Raw genomic sequence first — 23,229 nt, 5'->3', positions numbered from 1 at the left:
CAACGTTTACTTAAATCTCCTTTTGCTGTGTAAATTTTTGGGGTGGTAAATTTGTTTTTGTTGGGCAAATCGTATGCATTTTCGTATTCACTTTCGTATGCAAATGTAAGAACATCTTTATAATTGGACATAAAAAAACGGTTTAGCAAAGGCTAAACCGCTTATGTACAATTATTTAAAATTTGTAGCGAGACCGAGATTTGAACTCGGGACCTCTGGGTTATGAATTGATAAACTGACAAAAATAGATATTGATTATCAGTTAGTTATAAATAATCGTGTTCAAAATCGTGTTCACCAGCCTGTTCGGTTTTGTGTTCACGTGGTTAAATAATTTTCGATGCAATTTAATAAAATAAACTAAAAACACCAGTTTGCTCCAAAAAAGAGTAAATAATCAATTTGTTTTGATTTGAGTGATAATCAATTTTAATTTCATTGTTTTTATCTAAATAAATTTTTGGCTACGAAGTAATTAACTGTCTTTTCAGTATTCTCTGGATATCAACATTGTCTTTCTGTCTTATAAGAAAATGCTCCAAGTCCTCCGTATTTATAATTTGCTCAGTATTTTCCACAAATCCAAATCCTAAATAAATACCATTTTTAACCAATACAAATCCCTCTTCATCAGGATGTCTTCCAGGTTTTTTTATGATTTTGTTTGAAGATATTTCGCTAGTGAACGATATAGCTTGTTCAACGCGCAAATTATAGTTCTTTACTGATTCCTTATTTATACAAACACCACGACATGTATGGATCTTATAGTGGCTGCATTGTTGGACGCCTTCCTGTAAATGACAATACTTGGGACAAAGTTCAAATTGCACACATATTTTTTCTAAATAGGTTCTACAATCAGTGATGTTGAAGAAAGTAATGAAAGGTGACGGAGCATTCTTCAAGATGTTGTATGCCAAATGATTAATTCCCATTCTATCTTGATAGGTAAAAATCCCATATGCTCTAGGATTTCTTTTGGAGGCCACATTGTACTCGGGATAATATTGTTTAATGGCTGCATCTTCCATTAGCAGAGCAATAAGTTCGCTTCCTGATAGTTCATAATCAATATCAGCAGTTTCCCTACATAGATTTAATTCTTTGTCTGTCTTGTCGTAAAAATGTCCCAGCACCCTTTTTTTTAAGTCCTTGGCCTTTCCAATATAAATGATTTTACCCCTTTTGTTTTTAAAGTAATAAACTCCAGGTGCATTAGGAATACCATTAAAGATATCACTTGGCAAGTGGGGTGGGAGAGTAGCTTCTTTTGAAGTTCTCCTTAAAAACTCAGCAAATACTTTTTCGGAATTATCAGTATCAATAATTCTCTGAAAAAGAGTAACGGTAGCCTGGGCATCACCTCTGGCCCGATGACGGCCTTCAATAGGTATATTAAGGGCTGCACATAACTTTCCCAAGCTGTAAGAGCGATGTCCGGGTATCAGTTTTCTAGATAAACGAATAGTACACAGTTTTTTGCGTGTAAATTCCAGACCAATGGCTTTAAATTCATTCCGAATGATGTTGTAGTCGAAATTGACATTATGTGCCACAAAAACACAATCCTTGGTAATTTCAAGTATGGAACTTGCTATTTCCCTAAAAGTAGGAGCCTCTGCCACCATGCTATTGTCTATACCCGTAAGGGCAGTGATGTATTCAGGTATGTAGATCTCAGGATTTACCAAAGATGTAAACTCATCAATTACCTTTTCCCCGTCAAATTTAAAAATGGCAATTTCTGTTATTTTATTTCCTTGTCCTGTAGTTTCAATATCTATGACAGTGTACATCATTTTATAATCCTTTCCAATGCCTTTAATTCCACTCCCAAGCTATTGAACATGTTCATGATACTGGAAATCTTAAGTTCTCGTTCATCATATTCTTGGGTATTGATACTGCATGTAAATTCCCAGAGCTCTAGAACTTCATCAATGGAAACTTCATACGGAGCATAATTTGTGTTGTCTGAGATTAGCAGTAATGTATTTTTTTCTTTGATTTGGTTTAAGACCCGTTTGTATACCATCCCTTCGTTTAATGTGATGAGTACATAGGTTTTACCACTTATAATATCTTCTCTACCCTCAACAAAGCGTCCTATCACATAGGAACCATCTTTCATTGGTAACATGGAATCTCCTTTGATTGGAAAGGCTCTGTGTTTTCCAGTAGGTAAAAAGGGCAACTTAATTTTTTGTAAATGTTCAATATACTCTGGATCATCGTACCCTGCCAAATATCCTGCTGTTGCCTTAACAGGAACAACTTCTATCAGGTTTTCATTATCATTATCTACCATTATGGGGAATAATACCCGTCTGTTTCCAACTTCTATAAACGAGGTGTCCTGTGCTTTTGTAAGATCATTGCGCAATAGGATGTCGATGGGTATTTTAAAGTAATCTGATAGATCAATTAAAAATTCTATGGTAGGGGCAGAACGGCCTTCCTCGTAAGAACTTATACGTGATCTTGTTACCTTTAACTCTTCAGCTAAAATTTCTTGAGTAAGACCCTTCAATTGTCTTAGCTGTCTAATGTTTTTAGATACTATTTTCATAATGCTACAAATGTAAGCTTTAAATGCTTTTAAATGTAGCAAATTTAAGCTTTCAAAGCAATCTTTTAAAAATATGGATTTCTATTATATAGTTTTTAGAATTATAAAATGGATACCAATAATAATAATCAGTACTTAAAGTTGCCTAATGTTAGTAGGTTTGCATATAGAATAAGGTCTGATGGGTGGTTAGGAAAAAGAAACCAATTGAAGGGATTTTCGTGAGGAAAATCATAAGCAAGTCTAAAGGAACTATAGCCGGTGTTGTACATTGTTTATTTTACTTTCATTATTACACCATAAGTAATCCAGTCAAAATGATCCGCGGTCGACTTATAAACATAACTTCCATCTGGTAATATATCTAAAATCTTTACATGAATAACTTTCCCAATATATTGCCTCAAATTTTTGTCAGTCATTCTTTTGTATATCAGGTTATATTCAGAATCTGAAATCCATTCAATCCAATAGATTTGTTTTTCTTCTTTACCTTTTTCTCTCTGGATTTTATTTTTTCTGATAATTTTTGTTTCACTGTAGAATGGATTTTTATAACGATACTCTCCTATAAGAAGAGGGAAATCTTTGGGGATTTCCTTTCCGTTAATCTCCAAATTTTCATACTTCGAATTAATTAATCTAAACGTAGTTAAATGGCAATCATTTTTTAATTTACTGTTTTCATAAAACTCAATACCTAGTAAATACTCTTTAATTTGATTAATAACGTATTCATTTTTATAAGTGGATTCACTTTGTTCAACTTCTGCGCCAAAAATCTGAGATTTTTCATTTACGCAAAATTTTATTCTTAGAAAGTCAACACCATTTGCATCTTCAACAAAAAAATCTTTTTGAATTTGACCTTGTGCAAGGTTTGCAAAAAAAGATAATGTCAGGGCTAAAAGAAGTGATTTGGTCATAAATGATGTACAACGGTCTCGGTTATCGCCAGTTGGCGGAGTATGGACGCGGATTTGTCGGCTTAGTATTAGTTTGTTGGTCAAGTTAATTATTTTCTTTCTTACGGTACCGGCTATTGGAGATTAACCGTTGTTGTGCATAGTTTTTTATTTAGATCTGATTTTATCAGAAATTAAAACACCATCATAACCAAGGTTTTGATGTTTTATCGAGATATCATCTTTCATTAATGGCATAAATATAAGCTCAGTAGTATCATTCACGATATCAACTTCAAAACTGAAAGCTCCATATTTACTTCTCTTTGATCTAAGGGTGTCTGGATTTTTGATTGTCCGTCCAGATTCAGCTATTTCCGTACCAAATAGAACAATATCGTTTTCTAAATACGGTAGAAATACAAATTCGCCAAAATATTTTTCGCCTTTTTTCATTTCAGAACCATTTACTGGGTAATGTTTGAAGAACACGTTTTCAAACACGTATTTATTTTCATAATTTTTTAATTCCGATCTTAAACTGTCATTTTGAGCCTGTAATTGCTCAATTCGGTTTTTTAAATCAGTTTCTTTTCCACAGCTTGTAATCAAAATCAGAAGCCCGAAAATGTAAGTTTTTTTCATTCGATGTTTTACAATTAAATTATGCACAACGGTTTGGCTCGTATGATTTCGGCGTGGAATGGTCCGCAGGACTATTCCGCATAGAAATCAGTTTAAATATAGGTTTTACTTTTGGTTTTTGCACTGTCGCCACGCTGAATTATAGCCGTCTTAAGTTTGAAATCTAATTAAATTGGTATTCTAATCAGAAAGAACAAAAGAGCAGACTAAGGTTACTATAGCCGTTGGAACTAGAGATTCCGTCAACATTGATAATCCCTGCTCTTTTCTACTTAGATTTCGATCAGTTCTGTGAGGCCTGGACCTCGATTTAAAGTTGTTGATACCCAAGTAGTCTGTCCTTTCCAAAATTCAATTCTTATGAGTAAATATAATGAAATTTATGGCGTAGACATCAGCAAAGATGTCTTTGATGTGGTGGACTCCACAGGCCTTTACAAGCAATATCCCAATAATCTGAAAGGCTTTAAGCAGTTTGTTAAGGATATGCAAGACTCTGCACTGGTAGTCATGGAAGCCACGGGCTACTATCACTATTGTTTGGCACAGTATCTATATGGTCTGGAGAAGCATGTCTCGGTGGTCAATCCTTTATCGGTAAAACGGTTTATCCAGATGCGGTTGTCCAAGATCAAGACAGACAAGAGTGATGCCAAGGCCATTTGTGAATATGCTGGGCAGAATCAGGTTCCACTTTACACCGGCAAGGACAAAAACCAAGCCGAATGTTTGCAGCTTCTTCGACTTTTGGAGCTCTACCTCAAACAGCGAACCCAATTGAAGAACAAGATTCATGGCGAGCAGGCCTTAGGGATTCCTTCACAGGCAGTTTACCGCTCGCTGGTTAGGTCAAGAAAGGCTTTGGATAAAGAGATAAAGACCTTGGAGGAGCGTTTGTTGTCCATGGTCAAAGAAGAGAACCAACAGCAGCTTAGCAACCTAAAAAGTATTCCGGGACTGGGCGATAAGACAGCTGCCTTGTTGATTGTACTAACCGATGGTTTTACCAAGTTCGAGACAGCATCTCAGCTGTGCAGTTTTGCTGGCACAACACCTACCATTCGTCAATCAGGAAGCAGTGTCAGGGGAAGAAGCAGGATCAGCAAGATGGGCAACCAAAAGCTCAGAAACCTCTTGTTTTTGTGTGCATTTTCGGCCTGCAAGTACAATAGGGCCTGTAGGAATATCTATGAACGCATTGTGGCACAGGGAAAGAGCAAAAAATTGGCATTGATAGCCGTGGTAAACAAGTTAATTAAACAAGCTTTTGCAATTGCAAAAAGTGGATTGCCATATCATGAAAATTATGTGTCAAAATTGAGCTAAAAGAACTTGTTTTTTAACTCAGTTCTTTGTTATGCACTGGTTTTTTATTTTTCTAAATTCCACCAGAAGTACAAAATGTTCTCCTCGTTTTGGTCTGAAATTGCAAAATCTCCATTCCCTTTTGGAATTCCGTTTATTGCGTTTTGTAATTCAGTCAGTTTTTCTTTTCCGAACTGAATTTCAATTCCGTTATCAAGTTCATTAATCAGCCAATGATTTTCCGATTCAGACGTTTTGTAATTCAGAGTCAGATTCGGTTTAGATTTCCATTTAGCAATTCCGTTTTGATTATTCGGCACGTTCAATTGCGCTTGAGTTGGCAATTCAGTCGTTATTTTCTTTTTAGTCGACCCATTCGCAATCAGACATTAAATTCAATAATTCAGAGAGACTTTCACTTGCTTTTAAGTCAGTCGTAAAATTCCAACCTGGATAATTTCGGTTATTGTCTTTATAAGTCCAAACGTAAACTTTTCCGCTTACTTTATGTTTCTCGATTTGCGCTTTCATTCGGTTTTGTCAACTTGTGCATAACGGTTTGTGTAAGGATAGTTGCGTGTGCGAGCAACTAACTTACTAAAAATGGAACGAACCAGAGGAAAATCCGCAGGATTTTCCGAGTAGGCAAGAACCAAGCAATTATTTTTACACGGTGTTGGCAACAGTATTTTTTAATTCAGTTGGTTTATTGTTTATTCGTTTTATAATGTATGAAATCAAAAGCCCAATTGAAAAAGTTGTCAGAACTGTACAAACAGCAAAAGCGATAATCGGTGGAATCATCATTAGAAATCTTTCTTCCGTAACAGTCAGTCCGATAATCAGGCAAAAAGTTGTCCAAATTATTAAATTCACAACTATTGAGTATTTAAAGGAAGTCAGAAGTAATGATTTTCCGCTTTTAATATTCTTATATGCTAATTTTCCACCAATCCAAAGAGCAATTAAAAATGCAACTACAAGTCCGATTGTTGAAATTCCGTATGTTCCAAGAATAACAATTGTCATAAGTCCTTCTCCGAATAAGAAGCTCGGAACAAAAATCGTAGCGAAAACGACAAAGATTCCGATTGGTGCTCCAATTAGATAAGAAGTCAGAATACTTTGTTTTAATTTCTTTTCCATTTGTCTTGCGTTTCGTTCGGATATTGTTGCCAACGGTTTGTATATGAATAGTAAGGGTTCAAGTATATAATATTCATATATAAACGTTGAATGGTAAAAGTATTAATATTAAATTTTAGCACAATAGCCCTTATTATTTATATACTATGTTGTGTGGCGTTATTTTATGTCGGTTAATAATATTGATTGGTCAGAAGTAAATAAACGAATGGATGAGGAAGAAGCTGAATTTTGGGATGTTTTAAACAAAATGCAACCTTTAATCCAAAGGTTTGAATATCTCACTGGATTCAAAATAGTGATTGATAAAAGTCATCACCGCCAGGAAAGTTAAATCCGTATTCGTATTTTGTTCTATATCTCCTAAGTAAAAACCAAAAATTCTCTTTATCTCGTAAAGATAAATTTTCTTTATCCGATAAATATTCATCTGCTATTTTATTTATCTCATTATTAAATGATATATTTTCGCTAGCATATTTAACTCTTTTCAACATATCTGTTGTTTCATGCCCTGTGTTAAAGTCAGGAAGTGCATTTATCCATTTTTCAACAACTTCTCTTAGTTTTTCATCAAGTTCTTTTAAATCCATATTTTAATTATTTATATCCATTTCTTTAATGACACACAACGGTTTGTATAACGACTGTTGCGTTAATTGAGTTAATGTTTAATTAAAAAACAACACAGTCCGGTTGCAAGTATTTTCATTTATGAAAATCCGAAGCAATGGACGTTATACAGTGTTGTAAACTGTTTTTTTATGTCGGTCAATTCTGGTGTTTCGTTTGATATGTCAAAGTCCATTTTAACGAATGGTTATTCAAGTCAAGATTTAATAGATATGTTTCACGAATTTAATTTTTTGTCCGATAATGAGAGACAGTTAATACTTTCTAAAATTGCTTTATTCATTGGATTGAGTGATGAAGGAAAACGAATTGAGAAAGTAATAAAGTCTAATATTAATTATATATCTGATAAAATCGGTCAAGAGTCTCTTGGCTAACGTTCTTTAACTTAATGTTGATGTTTGATAAGTCATTATTTGTGCTTATGTAAAAAGTTCCGTTTTGTTCAACTACTTCGTTTTGAAAATCCTTTGGGAAATGCCAAATATAATAGTCGTTCAAAAACTTTTTAAGTCGGTCATTTTTATATATATCAAGTCCGATGTGTTCTTTTTCTCCATCAAATATTATAGTGTTATTGATTATTTTTTCAGTCATATAGTTCTTTTTAAATAGTTTACAACGTGTGGATATGTTCACTGGTGAACATATATTTATTATATATATACCTACAAATCTAACGGATTTTTGATAGAATCAAAGCTACTTTTTGCCACATGGGTATATATTTCGGTGGTTTTGGTGGAATTGTGTCCCAACAGTAATTGAATGTATCTCAAATCTGTCCCGTTTTCCAAAAGGTGTGTAGCAAAGCTATGCCTTAAAATATGGGGAGTTACCTGTTTTTTTATTCCAGCCTTCATGGCTGCCATGGCAACTACTTTTCCAACACTGCTGCCACTATATTTTTTATTTTGTACACCCTCAAACAAGTAGTTCTTGGGTTTCCATTGCTTATAGTACTTCCTTAAATCCACAAGTACATTCTGTGACAAAAGTGTGTACCTGTCTTTGTTTCCCTTGGCATCCACCACATGGACCAGCATCCTTGAACTGTCAATGTCCTGGATTTTTAGGTTAAGAAGCTCATTGCGTCTCAATCCGGCAGAATAAAGCAAGGAAACTATACATCGGTGCTTGATATTACCAGTGCACTCAATAAGCGCTTTCACTTGTTCTTTTGATAAAACTTTGGGCAATTTGTTCTGTTTTCTGGGACGTTCAATTCGGTAGAGTCTATTGGGCATTCCTAAAACCACTTCAAAATAGAACTTTATGCTGTTTATGGATTGGTTTATGTAAGAGTTTGAACGCTTGCTCTGTACCAGAACCTTTAGGTAATCCCTAATATCCATTTCATTGATTTGGTCAATTTCCTTTTCTGGAAAATGGTTGATAAACTCCTCAAAAAGTTTGACATAGGATTTCACGGTATTGTTGGAGTATTTTTTTAGTTCCAGCTTTTGTAGATAGCTCTCTGGACAAAGCCTGTAATTGTTGGGCTTTTGTCTTTTCCTGAACCAATTGACATCAAAGGTCTCATCCAGTTGTTTGGATCTGGTATGGCTAAAAAAGTATTTTGAATCTATCCAGGCAACACCCCTGAAAGTATCATAAATGGCATTTAACATGGGTTTTTTATTGGGGACATAGTACATGTTGAACTCTTCGCTCCATTGAACATTGTCAAGCTGTTTGACCAGAATTTCCAGCGCTTTGTTTGAGTAAAACTGAAGTCCTATAAACTTCTGGTTGTCAATTAAAAGGTGTTTTAGAGTGATGTGCTGACTGAATTTCATGATACGTTTTTTTAAAATTAACCACTAAAAATGATTTATTCGTATATTATACGAATAGTATTCGTGTAACATTCGGTTAATGTGATAGATATGAATAAAAATACATGTATGTCTTGTGGAAAGGAGCTAACAGGTAGAATAGATAAGCGGTTTTGCGATTTACACTGTAAAAGTTCCTATCACTATCGGAGATCTTTGGAGGAGGAGCCAAGATTTTACAATAAGGTGGACAACCAACTAAAACAGAACCGACGCATTTTAAAAAGCTATAATAAAGCAGGCAAAGCCACCGTGAGGTCCAGCACCTTAAAGGATAAGGGGTTTGACCCTCATTTCTTTACCCATTACTGGAAGAATACTAAGGGTGATGTGTATCTATTTGTTTATGAGTATGGATTTCTAAAAAAAATGGAAAACCAAATAGAGAAATACGTATTGGTGCAGTGGCAGGATTATATGAAAAAGGGTAGGAGCTAAGTAGTTAATGCTTGGAATGGATACAGGTAAACCAATTCTTGCTTTACAATATCATAATACGGTTTTTTGCCATCAGCAAGTGGCTCACCGTTTTTAATTATATGGTACCTACCTTTTAGAGCTTTTAAGATTTCGACCAAGTCCTTTTTGGTGGCAGGTTTGTTTTCTTCCTTGGTTAAAAGATTAGACAGAGCATTTACCGTTAATGTTCCAATGGCTGCATTTGTAATATCAGCGGTGTTAACAGTTTGTTTGATTGGAGTTGGAACTGCCAATTGGTTTTCCAATTTTCCTGGCAAGGTTTCCCCAGTTGTTGTTGCTGTTTTTCTGGCATGGTACGCCTTGTTCCTACAAGTGTTGCTACAGTATTTCTGTACCCTTCTACGTTTGGGTATAAATGATTCAAAACAGTATTTACAGGTATAATATTGGGTTTCTTGGCTCATTTTGCGTCAAATAAACGTTTGTTTTACGTATAATTCAATTTTGTTTGTTGCTTACAATTAAAAATGTTTAGGGTCTATACCAAAGACTTGGTTCAACAACATGTGATCTATTTCATCATCAGTTATTTCTTTTACAGGTTTGATAAGCCATTTTTCAACAGTTGAAATTGTGGATTGATTAACTATATTCTCTGCCGATTTCTCATTTAAAAACAAGTTTTTAAATTCCTTAACCGGATCATTTTTTAGAGGCGTACTAATCTCTAAATTGAACAGGGTAACCAATTCTTTTGAATGATCAATAAAAGAATTATTATGGTGTTGGAACAAAGAATGGACTTCTGGATATTCTTTCGGAAAATACTTTTGCAAATGGGTATTTAACCAATTGCTGATGTGTAGGTGTCCGTCAAGATGCTTTTTGTACTCTTCCAAAATGTATTTTAACGAAGCTTCATCCATTTTTACCCTGGCCTCCAAAAGTGCCATAGTATTTTGTTTTAATAGGCTTCGTTTGTCCATGATGTCTAGGATATATAACTTATAATTTGGGTTGGGAGTACCTTCTTTGTCCAGACCAATGATCTGGTCAAAAATATCCTTGACCAAATCTGGATGTAGCTTTTCAAGTTCTTCTTTAGGAAGAAGGTCTTTAGGGATATAAAAAATGTAGCTTACCCTTAAATTAAGAAGCAGCTTTTCCAGGATTTTATAATTCTCCATAAATCGAATTGTCCAAATAATGTGAGTGGTCTTCTGCTATTTCAATGCTGTGGTCCCTTAGGTATTTGTCAAGTGCCGTCAGTGTTTGGTGGCCTGTAATTTCCATCAAAAGGGATTTGGCTGCAAATTGGGAGTGTTGTTTTCTCAGTTCGGCATAAATAAAAGAAATGAAGGTATGTCTAAAGCTATACAAAGTATAATCCTTGTGCATTTTAAATTTATCCTTGACAACAAATTTGTAGCGCTTCGAAAAGTGATCCCTTCTGTTATTCTCACTGGCATCCCAAACACCTCCAATTTCGGTAGGGGTAAAAAGATAGTTATTTGAGTCCAGATGGGATAGATCGGGCAGAACATCCAACAAGATCCTTGGGAGCCGTTTGATGATGCGTTTTCTGGTTTTTGTCTTTAGCTCTACCTGTTTGTTGACCAAATCAATATCTCCAATCTTGAGTCTATTGACTTCCAATGGTCTAAAAATACCATAGGCAATAAACTGGACATATAGTAAAAGAATGGGATCAGCATCCTTTAAATAATCGAATATTTTTTTGACCTCCTCTGGTTTGTAGGTTTTGTGACGCAGGGGCTGGGTTTTGAGATTTTTTATTTTTTCAAAAGGGTGGGTATCCAAAAGGTCATGGTCAACCATGTCCTGCATGACAGCACTTAAATTGATTCTGGTATTGTTGTAGGTTTTTGCACCGACACTTTTTTTCCTTTCGGTCATGAAGGACTGGGCTACTTTTTTATCGATTTGGTCAATGCTTTTCAATTTGGGATACTTCTTTTTCATAAAATCCAGAAACGAATTGACTGAATAGGTGTATCCCTGAATGGTGGATTGTTTTACTCCAGGAGTCTTTCTTTCCAATGCATCCATAAAAGCATTTTTAATTAGCATGTCTTTTGGGATAACCTTTTTTTCTTCTTCTTTTACAGAATTACTTTGATTGGATCCGCTACTGGTTTGCACAGGAATGTTTTGAAGACTTGGTTTTTCTTGAACAACAACCTGACCTTTTTGGTCTTGGGCAGAGATTCTTTTTTTACTTTCTAAAAACTTCTCCAGATTATCCTGATAGGGATTAAAACCCAATTCCAATAACCTAAGTAACCTGCTGCTGTATTTGCTCAAAAGTGCCAGTCGATCCCTTTTGGTTTTATACTGGTTTACATTTCCATAGATGTTTTTCATTCGGGTCAATTTCCCGTCCTTGGGATTCCTGTATGAGAAATATACATACCATCTTTTGGACAGGTCTCCCTTGGCATCATAGATTTTTGGAGGGGAGTAGGGCAGTCTTTTAGTCAATTTCTGTTGTATGTTAAAATCAAAATCGTGTTCCAAAACGTGTTCCGGATCGTGTTCCAAAACGTGTTCATGTCTGTACTCAAAGGTAATGAAATCGTTAAAACTAGGCATAAAAAAGCGGTTTAGGTGAACTAAACCGCTAGAAGGGTGTGTGTTACGATTTTGTAGCGAGACCGAGATTTGAACTCGGGACCTCTGGGTTATGAACTCCGCTTTTAAAAAATTAAAAAGCTGTTTTTTAGTGAGTTATAAAATTTAAAAATTTTAAATCGTATGCACTTTTGTATGCAAATTTAACCTTAGGGTTAATTATTATTTCGAACAATAAAGTTAAAGAAATATTATTGAATAGCTTACTCATGAGAAATAAATAAGCCTCGATTAAAAACCGAGGCTATACTGTGAAAAATGATAATAAACTCTTAAATAAACTAACAACTATTTCACAGATGTTTGAGATACAATTTGAATCGAGGAAGTTTCAAGATTTTCTGAAGTAACATTTAGTTTAATAGTTCCTTCTTCATCCGTGCTTTTTAGGATGACTAAGGCTCTTCCATGAAACGCCTTTCTTAAATTGGAAACATATGGGGAGGTGTCTTTAATGTTTCCATTGTCTACACCTGCAATGATTCCAGGTCCTTCTAATTCAAATTGTAAGAGGTTTTGGGTGTTTTTGTTTTGGTTTAAAATTCCATTTTGGTCAGTAACTTCGATTGAAACATATACTAGATCTTGTCCGTTAGCATTGATTGTTTTTCTATCGGCTGTTAACTTTAATTTTTTAGGATTACCAGCAGTCATTAATGTTTTGGTTTCTTTTTCTTTATTTTCTTGAACGCCAACCGCTTTTAGTGTTCCTGGTTGATATGGAATTTCAAATATAGCTTTGTATTCTGATTCTCTATTTGTTGTTTTTTCATCCATCAAGGTGTCATTAAGATACAATCTCACTTTCTCATATTTTGAATAAACCTCAACTTCGATCATTTTTCCATTATACTCGGGCCACGTCCAACTTTCCCAGGTTGGCCAATTGCCCCACATAGTTGTTTGAATTTTAGCAGGAAGTGGGTTAGGTTCGCGTACTGCCATATACAGTTTTTCATGATCATTATATAGCATGTTTCGGTAATGGGAAATAGGTTTTCTAATACCCATTAAATCAATGTCTCCACAGTAGGATGCATGCCATGGAAAAAGGTCTCTTTCCCAATGTTCTCCTGGAACTTCTCCAGAATAATACCAACGTCCAATACCAGATTCTCCTAGATAATCAATAGCGGTCCAAACAAAATCACCAATGATGTATGGATTGCTTGAAACTAAATCCCAACAAAAAAAGGCGTCTTTAGGATAAGACTCTGTTTGCATGATAACACGGGAGGGGACACGATCGTGATCAGATTTGGCTTCGTGTAACATGTAGTTATAACCACATATATCGTGCTCTGCCATAAGCGGGTCAAATATCTCCCAACCTTGATTCCAGCTGGTCATTGCGGAGGTCACTGGTCTGGTTGAATCCAGTTCTTTTACCGCTGAAGATAACATTCTAGCGGTCTCTACAGCTTCAGGTTTGGTGCGTTCTATAATTTCGTTCCCAATACTCCACATGATAATTGAGGGGTGGTTCTTATCCCTTTTTACCATAGCTTGAAGATCTGTTTTCCACCATTTGTCGAATAATGAAGCATAATCGTGTTCGATAGGAGTAAAGGTGGTTTTCATTTCTTTCCATCCATCAAAAGCTTCATCAATAACTAATAAGCCCAATCTGTCACAAGCTTCTAAAAATGCTTCAGAAGGGATGTTATGCGCTGTTCTAACAGCATTAAATCCTGCTTGTTTTAAAAGCTCTACCTTTCTTTCTTCAGCACGATCATATGAGGCAGCTCCCAAACAACCATTGTCATGATGCACACAACCTCCATTTAAAATAGTTTCTTTTCCATTTAATAAGAAACCATTTTCACTGGTAAATTCAATGGTTCTAATACCGAATACAGTTGTCGTTTGATCTATGGTTTCATCATCCGCCTTTAAAGCTATTTCAGCAGTATACAAGAAAGGGGATTCTGGACTCCATAGATTGGGATTGTTTATCGTGTAAGATTGAGCTATTTCCTTAAAAGAATTTGGCTCGAGATTTATATTGCTTTGAAGATTTCCTATACTATTATGATTTTGATCAAATAATGAATATGCCACTAAAATATCTTTGGAAGTATCAGTACCATTCTTAATTTTTGTTTTAATTAAAACGTCGGCTTTGGTCGAAGTCACTTTAGGAGTTGTAATAAATACCCCCCAATGATCTATATGAGTTGGGTTTGTTACTTCCAACCAAACATGTCTGTAGATTCCTGAGCCAGTATACCAACGACTATTTTTCTGTATGGAATTATCTACCTTAATAGAAATTATATTTTCTTCTCCTATATGCATGTATTTGGTTAAATCATAGGAAAAGGGCGAATATCCATAGGGGTATATGCCTAACGATTTTCCATTTATGAAAACCTCAGAATTCATGTAAATTCCTTCAAAATGGATATTGATTAGTTTTCCTTTATAATCTTCTGGTATAATAAATGATTTACGGTACCATGCTATACCTGTAGGAAAATACCCTCCATCATTACCTGAAGGATTAGAAACATCTACTGTTCCTTCAATACTCCAGTCATGAGGCAAGTCGAGCGAACGCCAAGAAGAATCATCAAAATCAAAGTTTGAAGCTTCAGGGATATCGCCCAAATGAAATTTCCATCCATTGTCAAAGTTCTGTTTTCTATCCACAACATTATCATTTTGACAGCTAGAGAATGTCAATGTTAGAAAAAATAAAAGAGCTAATATTTTGGTTAGTTTCATACTTTAATTAAGTAGCGAATAGATTATAGAAATGTATTTGCAATATTCTATTTTTATTCAAAAGTAGGAGTCTTTTTTTAAGCGAAAAAGGTCAGTAATTAATCAATTGATAATTGAATAGTATTTATTAAATATTTGGTTTTCATAAACTTGTGAGGTGTGGACTAAGATTCTTTTAGTTTTTGAAGGTAATCACTAGGGTTTAATCCAAATTCTTCTTTAAAACATTGCCTAAAGTAACTACTACTATTGATTCCGACTTGATACATTATTTCTGAAACATTATACTGACCAGTTATTAAAAGTTGTTCAGCAAAATTAATGCGCACTTTTCGTATAAATTCATTTGCGGTCAAGTTGGTTAAAGCCTTAATTTTTCGATAAAGAGTGGAGTGACTCATATTCAGTTGTCCAGCTACATACGAGATATTCATTTTTTCATCTTCGAGATTTTCTTCAATTGTTTGGGTAAGTTTTTTCAAGAATTCCTGATCAAGCTCTCCAATGGATTCATTCAATAATTCTTGCTTAGCTTTAAACTCGGATGAATTGGAAAGAGAATATTTTTGTCTGGCATCTAATATATTTTTTAATCGACTCTTTAACAAATTACTACTAAAGGGTTTAGTGAGATAGGAGTCAATACCTAAATCATATCCAACTTTTTGATCGTGCAAAGAACCCTTGGCAGTTAAGAGTACAAGTGGAATGTGACTGGTTCTTAGATCCTTTTTCAATTGTTTACACATTTCAAGACCATCCATAATGGGCATCATGATATCACTTATTATAATATCAGGGATCTCTTCAGAAGCTATTTCAAATCCTGATTTACCATTTTCAGCGGATATAACATTATAAATATCACTTAAAGAATCGGATATGTACTCAACAATTTCAGGATCGTCATCTACAACAAGGATTAAATTTTTAGAGTTTTCTTCAATTTCTTCAATTTGAGCTTCTTCTGGGTAATAATGAACAGCTTCAGGATAGGTATTATTAGTTAAAAATTTCACTCGAAATTCGGTGCCTTCATTTAAAGCGCTATGGACATCAATATCAGCTTCATGTAGTTCAACCATATTTTTTAGTAGGGCTAGTCCAATTCCAGTTCCTTTTACCGGATGGGAGGTGTTTTTGGCCTGAAAATAGCGATCAAAAATATAGGGTAAGTTTTCATCAGAAATTCCATATCCGGTGTCTGATACAAGAATTTTAGTATATTCAATGCTGTCTTCTACACATTGCTTAAGTTCAAGTGTAATGCTACCTTCACGTGTATATTTAAAGGCATTGGATAACAAATTGTCAGCAATTATAGTAACTACATCTGGATCAAAAAAGACGTCTACTTTTTTCTCTGGAATTATAATACTGTAATCAATTTGATTACTTTTTGCGCGATCCTTGTATTTGTCACCTATTTCATAGATGTATTTTCCTAAATCATCTTTAATAACACTTAATTTTCGGCTTTTATTTTCAGATTTTCTAAACTCTAAAATTTGATTGACAATTCGAAGTAGTTTACTAGAAATTCTATGGATCATATGAATTTTTTTAGACTGCTCTTCGGAAAATGAACCTTCCGATATAAGATCTTCCAATGGGCCTAAAATTAAAGTCATTGGGCTCCTTAATTCATGGGTAATGTTTGTGAAAAATCTTAATTTTTCCTCATTTAAATCTTGTTCATGTTGCCTACTCTTTTTTTCTAATAGAAGGTCATTTTCTATTTTTAATTTTTTCTTGTAAAACTTTAAAGCATAATAAATCATTGTTGCAATGATGATAATGTAAATCAGTTTCATATACCAAGTAAGCCAAATAGGAGGGTTTATTTTGATAAATAAAGGATGTATTTTATCAGACCAAGCATTATTTTTTATTCTGGCTTTTAAGTTGAATGTATAATTGCCGGGTTTTAAATTTCTAAAAGTGACATCATTGTCATCATCAAGATACCAATTATCGTTAAGTCCATCCATTTTATAGGCAAATTCTACTTTATGGGCTAGTGAATAGTCTAGTATGTTAAACCCAATTTGAAATGAATTTTGAGTGTAATCAAGTTCTATATTGTCTCCAAATGGAACATCAGTAAATTCGCTCAAAAAGTTTTTGTTACTACTTGTAGAAAACTTGGTGATAGTTGCCTCTGAAGTAGGCATGGTTATGGGTTCAAGGTTTTGGTCAAACCAGGTAATTCCATTTTGAGATCCGAAATATATTTTATTATCATCCGTTTTGGCTACCGAATTAAAGAGATAGTCCCCAGCCACAATACCATCACTTACATCATAATTGCTTATATTCATGGTATTAAGTTCAATTTGACTAATTCCATTTGTAGTACTGACCCAAATCTCTTTTTCCGATTTACCTTCTACTATGGAACGTACATTAGCTTCTGCCAATCCTGTTATCTCACTAACCCTTAGGACAGAATCAGTAGAGTTTTCCTTGATAAGAAATAAATCGTTTTGACTGGTAATCCACATCCTGTTTTTAGAATCTTTATAGATTTGATTTACAGCATAAAAGTCATAGGTTTCACCATAATTTTTTATAAGTTTGAAATTTTTGTCAAAAACACATAAACCGCCAATTAACGAACCCACCCACAAATTTCCATGACCATCTTCTGCAATAGACCTTATAATATTATCCGGTAATTCTGAGTTGGATTTAGAGAAAATATTACATTGATTTGTTTGAGGGTTATATTCATGCAGACCTAGATCTGTTGCAATCCAAATTTGGCCTTTTTTATCTTCAAAAAAAGAATAAATAGGAGTGTTGTTTAAAGTGTCAAAACACTTGAGTTTGGTAAAATTATCTTCTATACTGCTGTAAGTGAAAATTTCCCCTTGAGATGTTCCAATCCAAATGTCTTCATTTCTGGCTCGATACAAACTAATAATGCTCTGTTTTTTCGAATCATTTAGTATGGTGTCTATCTGTTTGGTTTTTATGCCACCCTTATAAATTGATATTCCTCCTATACCATTTGCGACCCAGACTTGATTTTTATTGTCCACACAAATTGAATGGACAGGTTTGTCGTTTAGGCTATTAGTGTTTCCGATGAATGGGAGGTATACAATTTTGTGAAAATTACTTTTTCTGCTTGGTATGAAATTAATACCTCCTCCAAGGCCACCGAGCCAAATATTTCCAAAAGTATCTTGGATAACGGTTTGCACAGATTGACTTGTTAGCCCTTCAGGGGTTTCTGAAGCATTAATATGAAAGAAACTTAATGAGGAAGAATCTGAATCGAAATTTAAGTCGTTTAAATGCAGTACGTTAAGTCCTCCGCCTTCAGTTCCTATATAAAGCTCATTATCCTTGGTTTCAAACATTTTCTGGATAAAATTACTTGAAATGGAATTTGGGTTTTTAGGGTCGTTACGAAAGGTTACCATTCTTTCACTTATAGGATTGAACAAGGTAAGACCGTTACGAGTACCAATCCAAATACGGTCTTTTTTATCCTTTAAAATACTAGTTACCGTATTGTCGGCTAAAGAATTGGGGTTTTTGGGATCATGTTTATAATTAATAGCTGTTTTAGTTTTTGAATTAATGATACTGAACCCATCCATAACATGACCCACATAAATTTTTTCTTCGGTATCATACATGACGTACCAATTATAGTTGGAACCTAATCCAGGAGTATTAGAGGTGTTGAAATTGGTAAACTGATTGGTTTTTTTATCTAGGATATCAATGCCTTGGTCATAAGTTGCAAACCAAATATTACCTTTATCATCTCCATCAATTCTTGTCACCCCATTAGCACTCAAATCGTTTATTTCAGGATTGTCGTAATCATGTTCATAATGAGTGAAAATATGTGATTTGTAATTGTAAGCATCAACACCATTCTTTTCTGATGCTATCCATATCACATCATCAAATTTATCTGCATAAACATGATTAAGGACATTGCTGCATATAGTATTAGATTCCGATTCTGAAGATGTAAAAACTTTAAATGTGTTAGAGTCAAATCTGTTTAAACCATCCTTAGTAGCTATCCAAATAAATCCATCATTATCTTGTGTGATGCTCACTACATTATTGTTGGATAGTCCATTTTCAATACCTAGTTTCTCGATTTCTAAAACCTGGGCATTTAAATAGAATCCTACTAATGATATAATTCCAGAAAGCAATAACTGTCTAAAGAAATTAGTCATATACTTTTTCTTTTTTATGGGTCTCTTGTAAAATTAATTAAATTCTAATAATGAGTTATATTCTCTTCCTTCCTTATTGGTGTTTGACTGATTTAAGATGGTTGATTGACGAGTCTAAGATCAACAGATGTTTAATTTCCATCTAGATTTATAATGTTGGTTTTACTGTAAAATCTTTTAATAGAACAATTAAAAGATAGCTAGAAGTTCCATATTTAAAATTGAGATTATGAAAGCAATACCAAGTCTTATTTTTTTGATAATGATAATGATTACGAGCTGTAGTAATTCGAATATAAGCTTGGACAATAAGCAATTGTTTGATCTTAATTGGAAGTATAATTATGGAAAAAATGATTTGGCATTCCAAACTAACTTTGATGATCAAGACTGGAGAGAATTAGATCTACCTCATGATTGGAGTAATGATGAGTTTATGCCAGAAATACACATAAAATCAGATAAAGAAACCATTACTGAAGGAACTGCATGGTACAGGAAACATTTTCAAGTTCCACCAAACTGGATTAAAAAGAATATTTATTTGGGATTTGAGGGAATTAGCCCTAAATCAAAATTATACATTAACGGAGTACAAGTAGAAAAATTTCAATTAAATAACAATGAAATCTCATTACTTCATTTAAATACTTATCTCAATTTTCATGGGGATAATGTGATCGCAATTCTTGTGGAAGAAACTAGAAGGACCAATAATTTATGGAAAAAGGGGACCGGAATTTATAACCATGTATGGTTGTTTTTAAGTGGTTCATAATTCAATATATATTAGGTGATTATGAAAAATAGATCTTTTTTGATGAAAATAAGATGTTTTTATAAATTCTTAAAAAATACATTAGCATTATGAAAATAATTTAATCTTAACTATTTCAAATTAATAAATCACAAATTTAAGTATAACTAACTATGAAAGAAAAACGTTGTTTTTTTGGCTTGAGTCCTAGCACTTCGAATGAGTTAAAATCAAAGAGCTCAAAAGTGCTTTTTATGTTAATTTTCTTCTGGGGTATGTTAGCTTCAGCCCAGGAAAAGAGTGTATCAGGAATTGTTAAGGACCAATTTGATACACCAGTTATTGGAGCTTCTGTAATAATAAAAGGAACATCCAAGGGAACTGTAACTGATTTTGATGGAAACTATACACTTACAGGTGTTTCTTCTGGAGATGTATTAGAGTTCCACTATGTAGGTCTGAAGACCAAAGAAGTTGTTGTTGGAGACCAAACCCAAATTAATGTTATAATGGATGAGGATGTTGTTGGTATTGATGAGGTAGTAATTGTGGGTTTCGGAACTCAGAAAAAGGTAAATCTTACTGGGTCCGTAGCGGTTGTGGATTCCGAAAAGCTTGAATCTCGACCTGTTCAAAATTCTACCCAAATGTTACAGGGTTTAGCTCCTGGACTTAATATCTCGCAAAATGGAGGGAATTTAGATGATAGATCAGTTATAAATATTCGTGGTATTGGAGCAATAGGGAATAACTCCAATGCAGCCCCTTTGGTTTTAATTGATGGTATGGAGGGAGATTTGTACGCCTTAAATCCACAGGATATCGAAAGTGTTTCCGTATTAAAGGATGCTGCAGCATCATCAATTTATGGTTCACGTGCTCCTTTTGGAGTGATACTTATTACTACTAAAAAGGGTAAAGACGGAAAAACTCAAGTAAGTTATAATAATAATTTTAGATGGAATACGCCTATTAATGTCCCTGACATGATGGACTCATATACTTTTGCCTTGTATTATAATGATGCTAACATTAATGGGGGACAAGCTCCTTTTTTTACTGATGAAAGGATTCAGGCCATTTTGAATTATCAAAATGGTTTGACAAATGATGAAATTGTTCAAAATCCTAGTAACCCTCAATATTGGGCTGATGGCTATGGCTATGGTCAAGCCAATAATGATTGGTATGATGTTATATATAAAGACCATTCATTTTCTCAGGAGCACAATGTCAATATTAGTGGAGGGACATCAAGTATACAGTATTATGCATCTGGAAATTATTTAGATCAAAATGGTCTAATGGAATTTAATACAGATACGTATAACCGTTATACCACTTCTGCAAACATTACAGCTAAGCTTTCTGATTGGGCTAAAGTAAGTGTTACAAATCGTTTTATTAGAGAGGATTTTCAAAGGCCATCTCAATTGACAGATGGTTTGTTTCAGGATTTGGCACGTCAGGGGTGGCCTATGCTTCCTGTGTATGATCCAAATGGCCATTTAATTTCTTCTCCCTCCCCAGCACTTGGCTTAAGAGATGGTGGTGTTGACAAAACTCAAAATGATTGGCTTTATCAACAAGGACAGGTTATTCTTGAACCAGTAAAAGATTGGACTATTACGGGGTCATTAAATTATCGTACAAGGAACGAATTTCGTCATTGGGATGTAAACCAAGTTTATAACCATGATGTCGATGGGAATGAGGTACTTACTAATTCTTGGATGCAAAGTTTAGTGCATGAACAAGGCTTTAGAGAAAATTATCTGAATACTAACATAACTACTGATTATTTAAGAGAAGTAGGGGAAGGGCATAATTTTAAAGTGCTTTTTGGTTATCAATCTGAATTGAATAAAACACGTTTTTTATCTGCGGAAAGGAACGGGATTATAGTATCCTCTTTACCAACAATTAATACCACTGACGGAACGGATAGTAGTGGAGAAGCAGTGCCACCTGAAGTGGCAGGTGACTATTATGATTGGGCAACACAAGGTGTGTTTGGAAGGTTGAATTACAACTACAAAGAAAAATATTTAGTAGAAGGAAATTTGCGCTATGATGGTACGTCGAGATGGAGATCGGATAAAAGATGGAACTGGTTCCCATCAGTATCTATTGGTTGGAATGTAGCTAAAGAAGGTTTTTTTGAGCCCCTAAGTAATACTGTAGGTAACTTGAAATTTAGAGGCTCTTATGGAGAATTAGGGAATCAAAACACCAACAACGTATATCCTACCTATACAACAATGCCGTTAGGTACAGCGAATGGGTCGTGGTTAGTTAATGGATCACAACCCAATACAAGTTCAGCACCAGGAATTGTTAGTCAATCATTATTCTGGGAAAATATAGAAACCTACAACGTTGGTTTGGATCTTTCAATGTTTGACAATAAATTGAATCTCTCTTTTGATTATTTCAATAGATATACAAAAGGACTTTTAGGGAACCCACCAAGTTTACCTGCAACTTTAGGTACGGGAGTTCCTGCCATGAATAATACAGATTTAAAAACCGTTGGTTTTGAATTGGCTTTAAGCTGGAGAGACCAATTAAAAAATGGATTGAGTTATAGCGTTGATTTTTTATTGTCTGATGCACAGACGGAAGTGACCAGATTCTATAACCCAACAGGAGATCTTAATCAATATGTTGAAGGTCGTAAACTTGGAGAAATTTGGGGGTACGAAACCATTGATATAGCCCGATATGCAGGACAAATGGAAGCACATTTAGCTTCTTTGCCAAATGGAGGTCAAGATGCCTTAGGAGCACAATGGGCTCAAGGAGATATTATGTATGCTGATTTGAATGGAGATGGAAGAATAGATTCTGGAGGTTTTACTGAAGCCGACCATGGGGATATGAAAGTTATTGGTAACAATACGCCTCGTTTTCCAGTGTCATTAGATTTAAATGTAGCTTACAAAGGATTTGATTTTAGAGCTTTTTTCCAAGGTGTTATGAAACAGGACTATTATGTGAATAGTTATTATTTCTGGGGAGCCTGGGATTGGGGTATTTGGTGGTCTACAGGTTTAACCCAACATGAAGACTATTATCGTGCCGATCCAAATCATCCGCTAGGACAAAATCTGGATTCTTATTATCCAAGACCGCTATTTGGTGATGGTAAAAATCATTATGCACAAACTGGTTATTTGCAGGATGCTTCATACGTAAGATTGAAGAATTTACAATTTGGATATAGTTTGCCAAATGAAGTTATAGATCTAATTGGTCTTCAAAAAGTACGGTTCTACATTTCTGCAGAGAACATTTACACTTGGACTAAAATGACAGGAATATTTGATCCAGAGACAATTGGAACTAAATGGACAGGAAATAATTATCCTTTATACAGAACAATCTCTTATGGTTTGACTATCAATTTTTAAAATGA

General features: G+C 34.4%; 19 protein-coding genes. 4 read left to right on the top strand and 15 right to left on the bottom strand.

Features of this window, described 5'->3' with window-relative positions:
* Nucleotides 1–464 precede the first annotated feature (464 nt).
* From LOK78_RS16270 to LOK78_RS16255, 4 genes are all read right to left on the bottom strand, one after another.
* Complete coding sequence (locus tag LOK78_RS16270) at nucleotides 465–1,802, bottom strand: exonuclease domain-containing protein (protein ID WP_232635652.1); 1,338 nt, start codon at nucleotides 1,800–1,802, stop codon at nucleotides 465–467.
* Nucleotides 1,799–2,572, bottom strand: a complete 774-nt coding sequence (locus LOK78_RS16265) for an XRE family transcriptional regulator (protein ID WP_232635651.1) — start codon at nucleotides 2,570–2,572, stop codon at nucleotides 1,799–1,801. The genes LOK78_RS16270 and LOK78_RS16265 overlap by 4 nt, the downstream gene beginning before the upstream one ends.
* A 275-nt stretch (nucleotides 2,573–2,847) precedes the next feature.
* Nucleotides 2,848–3,582 carry a hypothetical protein gene (locus LOK78_RS16260; RefSeq protein WP_232635650.1) on the bottom strand — a complete coding sequence of 245 codons (735 nt, stop codon included), beginning with the start codon at nucleotides 3,580–3,582 and terminating at the stop codon, nucleotides 2,848–2,850.
* A gap of 63 nt (nucleotides 3,583–3,645) precedes the next feature.
* A complete protein-coding gene (locus LOK78_RS16255; RefSeq protein ID WP_232635649.1) occupies nucleotides 3,646–4,122 on the bottom strand; it encodes a hypothetical protein in 477 nt (158 codons plus the stop codon).
* 360 nt (nucleotides 4,123–4,482) lie between these two features.
* On the opposite strand from LOK78_RS16255, the gene LOK78_RS16250 reads away from it, so the two are divergent.
* Nucleotides 4,483–5,448 carry an IS110 family RNA-guided transposase gene (locus LOK78_RS16250; protein WP_232635648.1) on the top strand — a complete coding sequence of 322 codons (966 nt, stop codon included), beginning with the start codon at nucleotides 4,483–4,485 and terminating at the stop codon, nucleotides 5,446–5,448.
* A 44-nt stretch (nucleotides 5,449–5,492) separates the two neighbouring features.
* Here the strand turns inward: LOK78_RS16250 and LOK78_RS16245 are convergent, their stop codons facing one another.
* The 6 genes from LOK78_RS16245 to xerA form a co-directional block, all read right to left on the bottom strand.
* A complete protein-coding gene (locus LOK78_RS16245; RefSeq protein ID WP_232635647.1) occupies nucleotides 5,493–5,771 on the bottom strand; it encodes a hypothetical protein in 279 nt (92 codons plus the stop codon).
* Nucleotides 5,772–5,790: 19 nt separating this feature from the next.
* Nucleotides 5,791–5,958 carry a hypothetical protein gene (locus tag LOK78_RS16240; RefSeq protein WP_232635646.1) on the bottom strand — a complete coding sequence of 56 codons (168 nt, stop codon included), beginning with the start codon at nucleotides 5,956–5,958 and terminating at the stop codon, nucleotides 5,791–5,793.
* Between the two features lie 135 nt (nucleotides 5,959–6,093).
* Entirely contained in the window at nucleotides 6,094–6,573 is a 480-nt protein-coding gene (locus LOK78_RS16235; protein ID WP_232635645.1) for a hypothetical protein, read from the bottom strand.
* 290 nt (nucleotides 6,574–6,863) lie between these two features.
* Nucleotides 6,864–7,166, bottom strand: coding sequence for a hypothetical protein (locus LOK78_RS16230; RefSeq protein WP_232395946.1), 303 nt, complete (start codon nucleotides 7,164–7,166; stop codon nucleotides 6,864–6,866).
* 373 nt (nucleotides 7,167–7,539) lie between these two features.
* Entirely contained in the window at nucleotides 7,540–7,803 is a 264-nt protein-coding gene (locus tag LOK78_RS16225) for a hypothetical protein (RefSeq protein WP_232635644.1), read from the bottom strand.
* A 71-nt stretch (nucleotides 7,804–7,874) separates the two neighbouring features.
* The gene (gene xerA / locus LOK78_RS16220; RefSeq protein ID WP_232635643.1) at nucleotides 7,875–9,005 is read right to left on the bottom strand and encodes a site-specific tyrosine recombinase/integron integrase; all 1,131 of its coding nucleotides are present in this window, start codon (nucleotides 9,003–9,005) and stop codon (nucleotides 7,875–7,877) included.
* A gap of 90 nt (nucleotides 9,006–9,095) precedes the next feature.
* Between xerA and LOK78_RS16215 the strand changes: the two genes are divergently transcribed.
* Nucleotides 9,096–9,482 (top strand): DNA/RNA non-specific endonuclease, encoded by a 387-nt coding sequence (locus LOK78_RS16215; protein WP_232635642.1) that lies wholly within the window; start codon nucleotides 9,096–9,098, stop codon nucleotides 9,480–9,482.
* Here the strand turns inward: LOK78_RS16215 and LOK78_RS16210 are convergent.
* The 5 genes from LOK78_RS16210 to LOK78_RS16190 form a co-directional block, all read right to left on the bottom strand.
* Complete coding sequence (locus LOK78_RS16210; protein ID WP_232635641.1) at nucleotides 9,479–9,928, bottom strand: hypothetical protein; 450 nt, start codon at nucleotides 9,926–9,928, stop codon at nucleotides 9,479–9,481. The genes LOK78_RS16215 and LOK78_RS16210 overlap by 4 nt on opposite strands.
* A 57-nt stretch (nucleotides 9,929–9,985) precedes the next feature.
* Nucleotides 9,986–10,651 carry a hypothetical protein gene (locus LOK78_RS16205; protein ID WP_232635640.1) on the bottom strand — a complete coding sequence of 222 codons (666 nt, stop codon included), beginning with the start codon at nucleotides 10,649–10,651 and terminating at the stop codon, nucleotides 9,986–9,988.
* Complete coding sequence (locus LOK78_RS16200; protein WP_232635639.1) at nucleotides 10,638–12,077, bottom strand: tyrosine-type recombinase/integrase; 1,440 nt, start codon at nucleotides 12,075–12,077, stop codon at nucleotides 10,638–10,640. The genes LOK78_RS16205 and LOK78_RS16200 overlap by 14 nt, the downstream gene beginning before the upstream one ends.
* Before the next feature lie 327 nt (nucleotides 12,078–12,404).
* Nucleotides 12,405–14,843 (bottom strand): glycoside hydrolase family 2 TIM barrel-domain containing protein, encoded by a 2,439-nt coding sequence (locus tag LOK78_RS16195; protein WP_232635638.1) that lies wholly within the window; start codon nucleotides 14,841–14,843, stop codon nucleotides 12,405–12,407.
* Nucleotides 14,844–15,007: 164 nt separating this feature from the next.
* Entirely contained in the window at nucleotides 15,008–19,054 is a 4,047-nt protein-coding gene (locus LOK78_RS16190; RefSeq protein ID WP_232635637.1) for a hybrid sensor histidine kinase/response regulator transcription factor, read from the bottom strand.
* A gap of 229 nt (nucleotides 19,055–19,283) precedes the next feature.
* Between LOK78_RS16190 and LOK78_RS16185 the strand changes: the two genes are divergently transcribed.
* Nucleotides 19,284–19,832, top strand: coding sequence for a beta galactosidase jelly roll domain-containing protein (locus tag LOK78_RS16185; RefSeq protein ID WP_232635636.1), 549 nt, complete (start codon nucleotides 19,284–19,286; stop codon nucleotides 19,830–19,832).
* A gap of 254 nt (nucleotides 19,833–20,086) precedes the next feature.
* Nucleotides 20,087–23,224, top strand: a complete 3,138-nt coding sequence (locus tag LOK78_RS16180) for a SusC/RagA family TonB-linked outer membrane protein (RefSeq protein WP_232635635.1) — start codon at nucleotides 20,087–20,089, stop codon at nucleotides 23,222–23,224.
* Nucleotides 23,225–23,229 lie beyond the last annotated feature (5 nt).

The sequence above is a fragment of the Mangrovimonas futianensis genome (assembly GCF_021245805.1).
GTDB classification, from domain to species: Bacteria; Bacteroidota; Bacteroidia; order Flavobacteriales; family Flavobacteriaceae; genus Mangrovimonas; species Mangrovimonas futianensis.
This window is presented reverse-complemented; position numbering and strand designations above follow the sequence as displayed.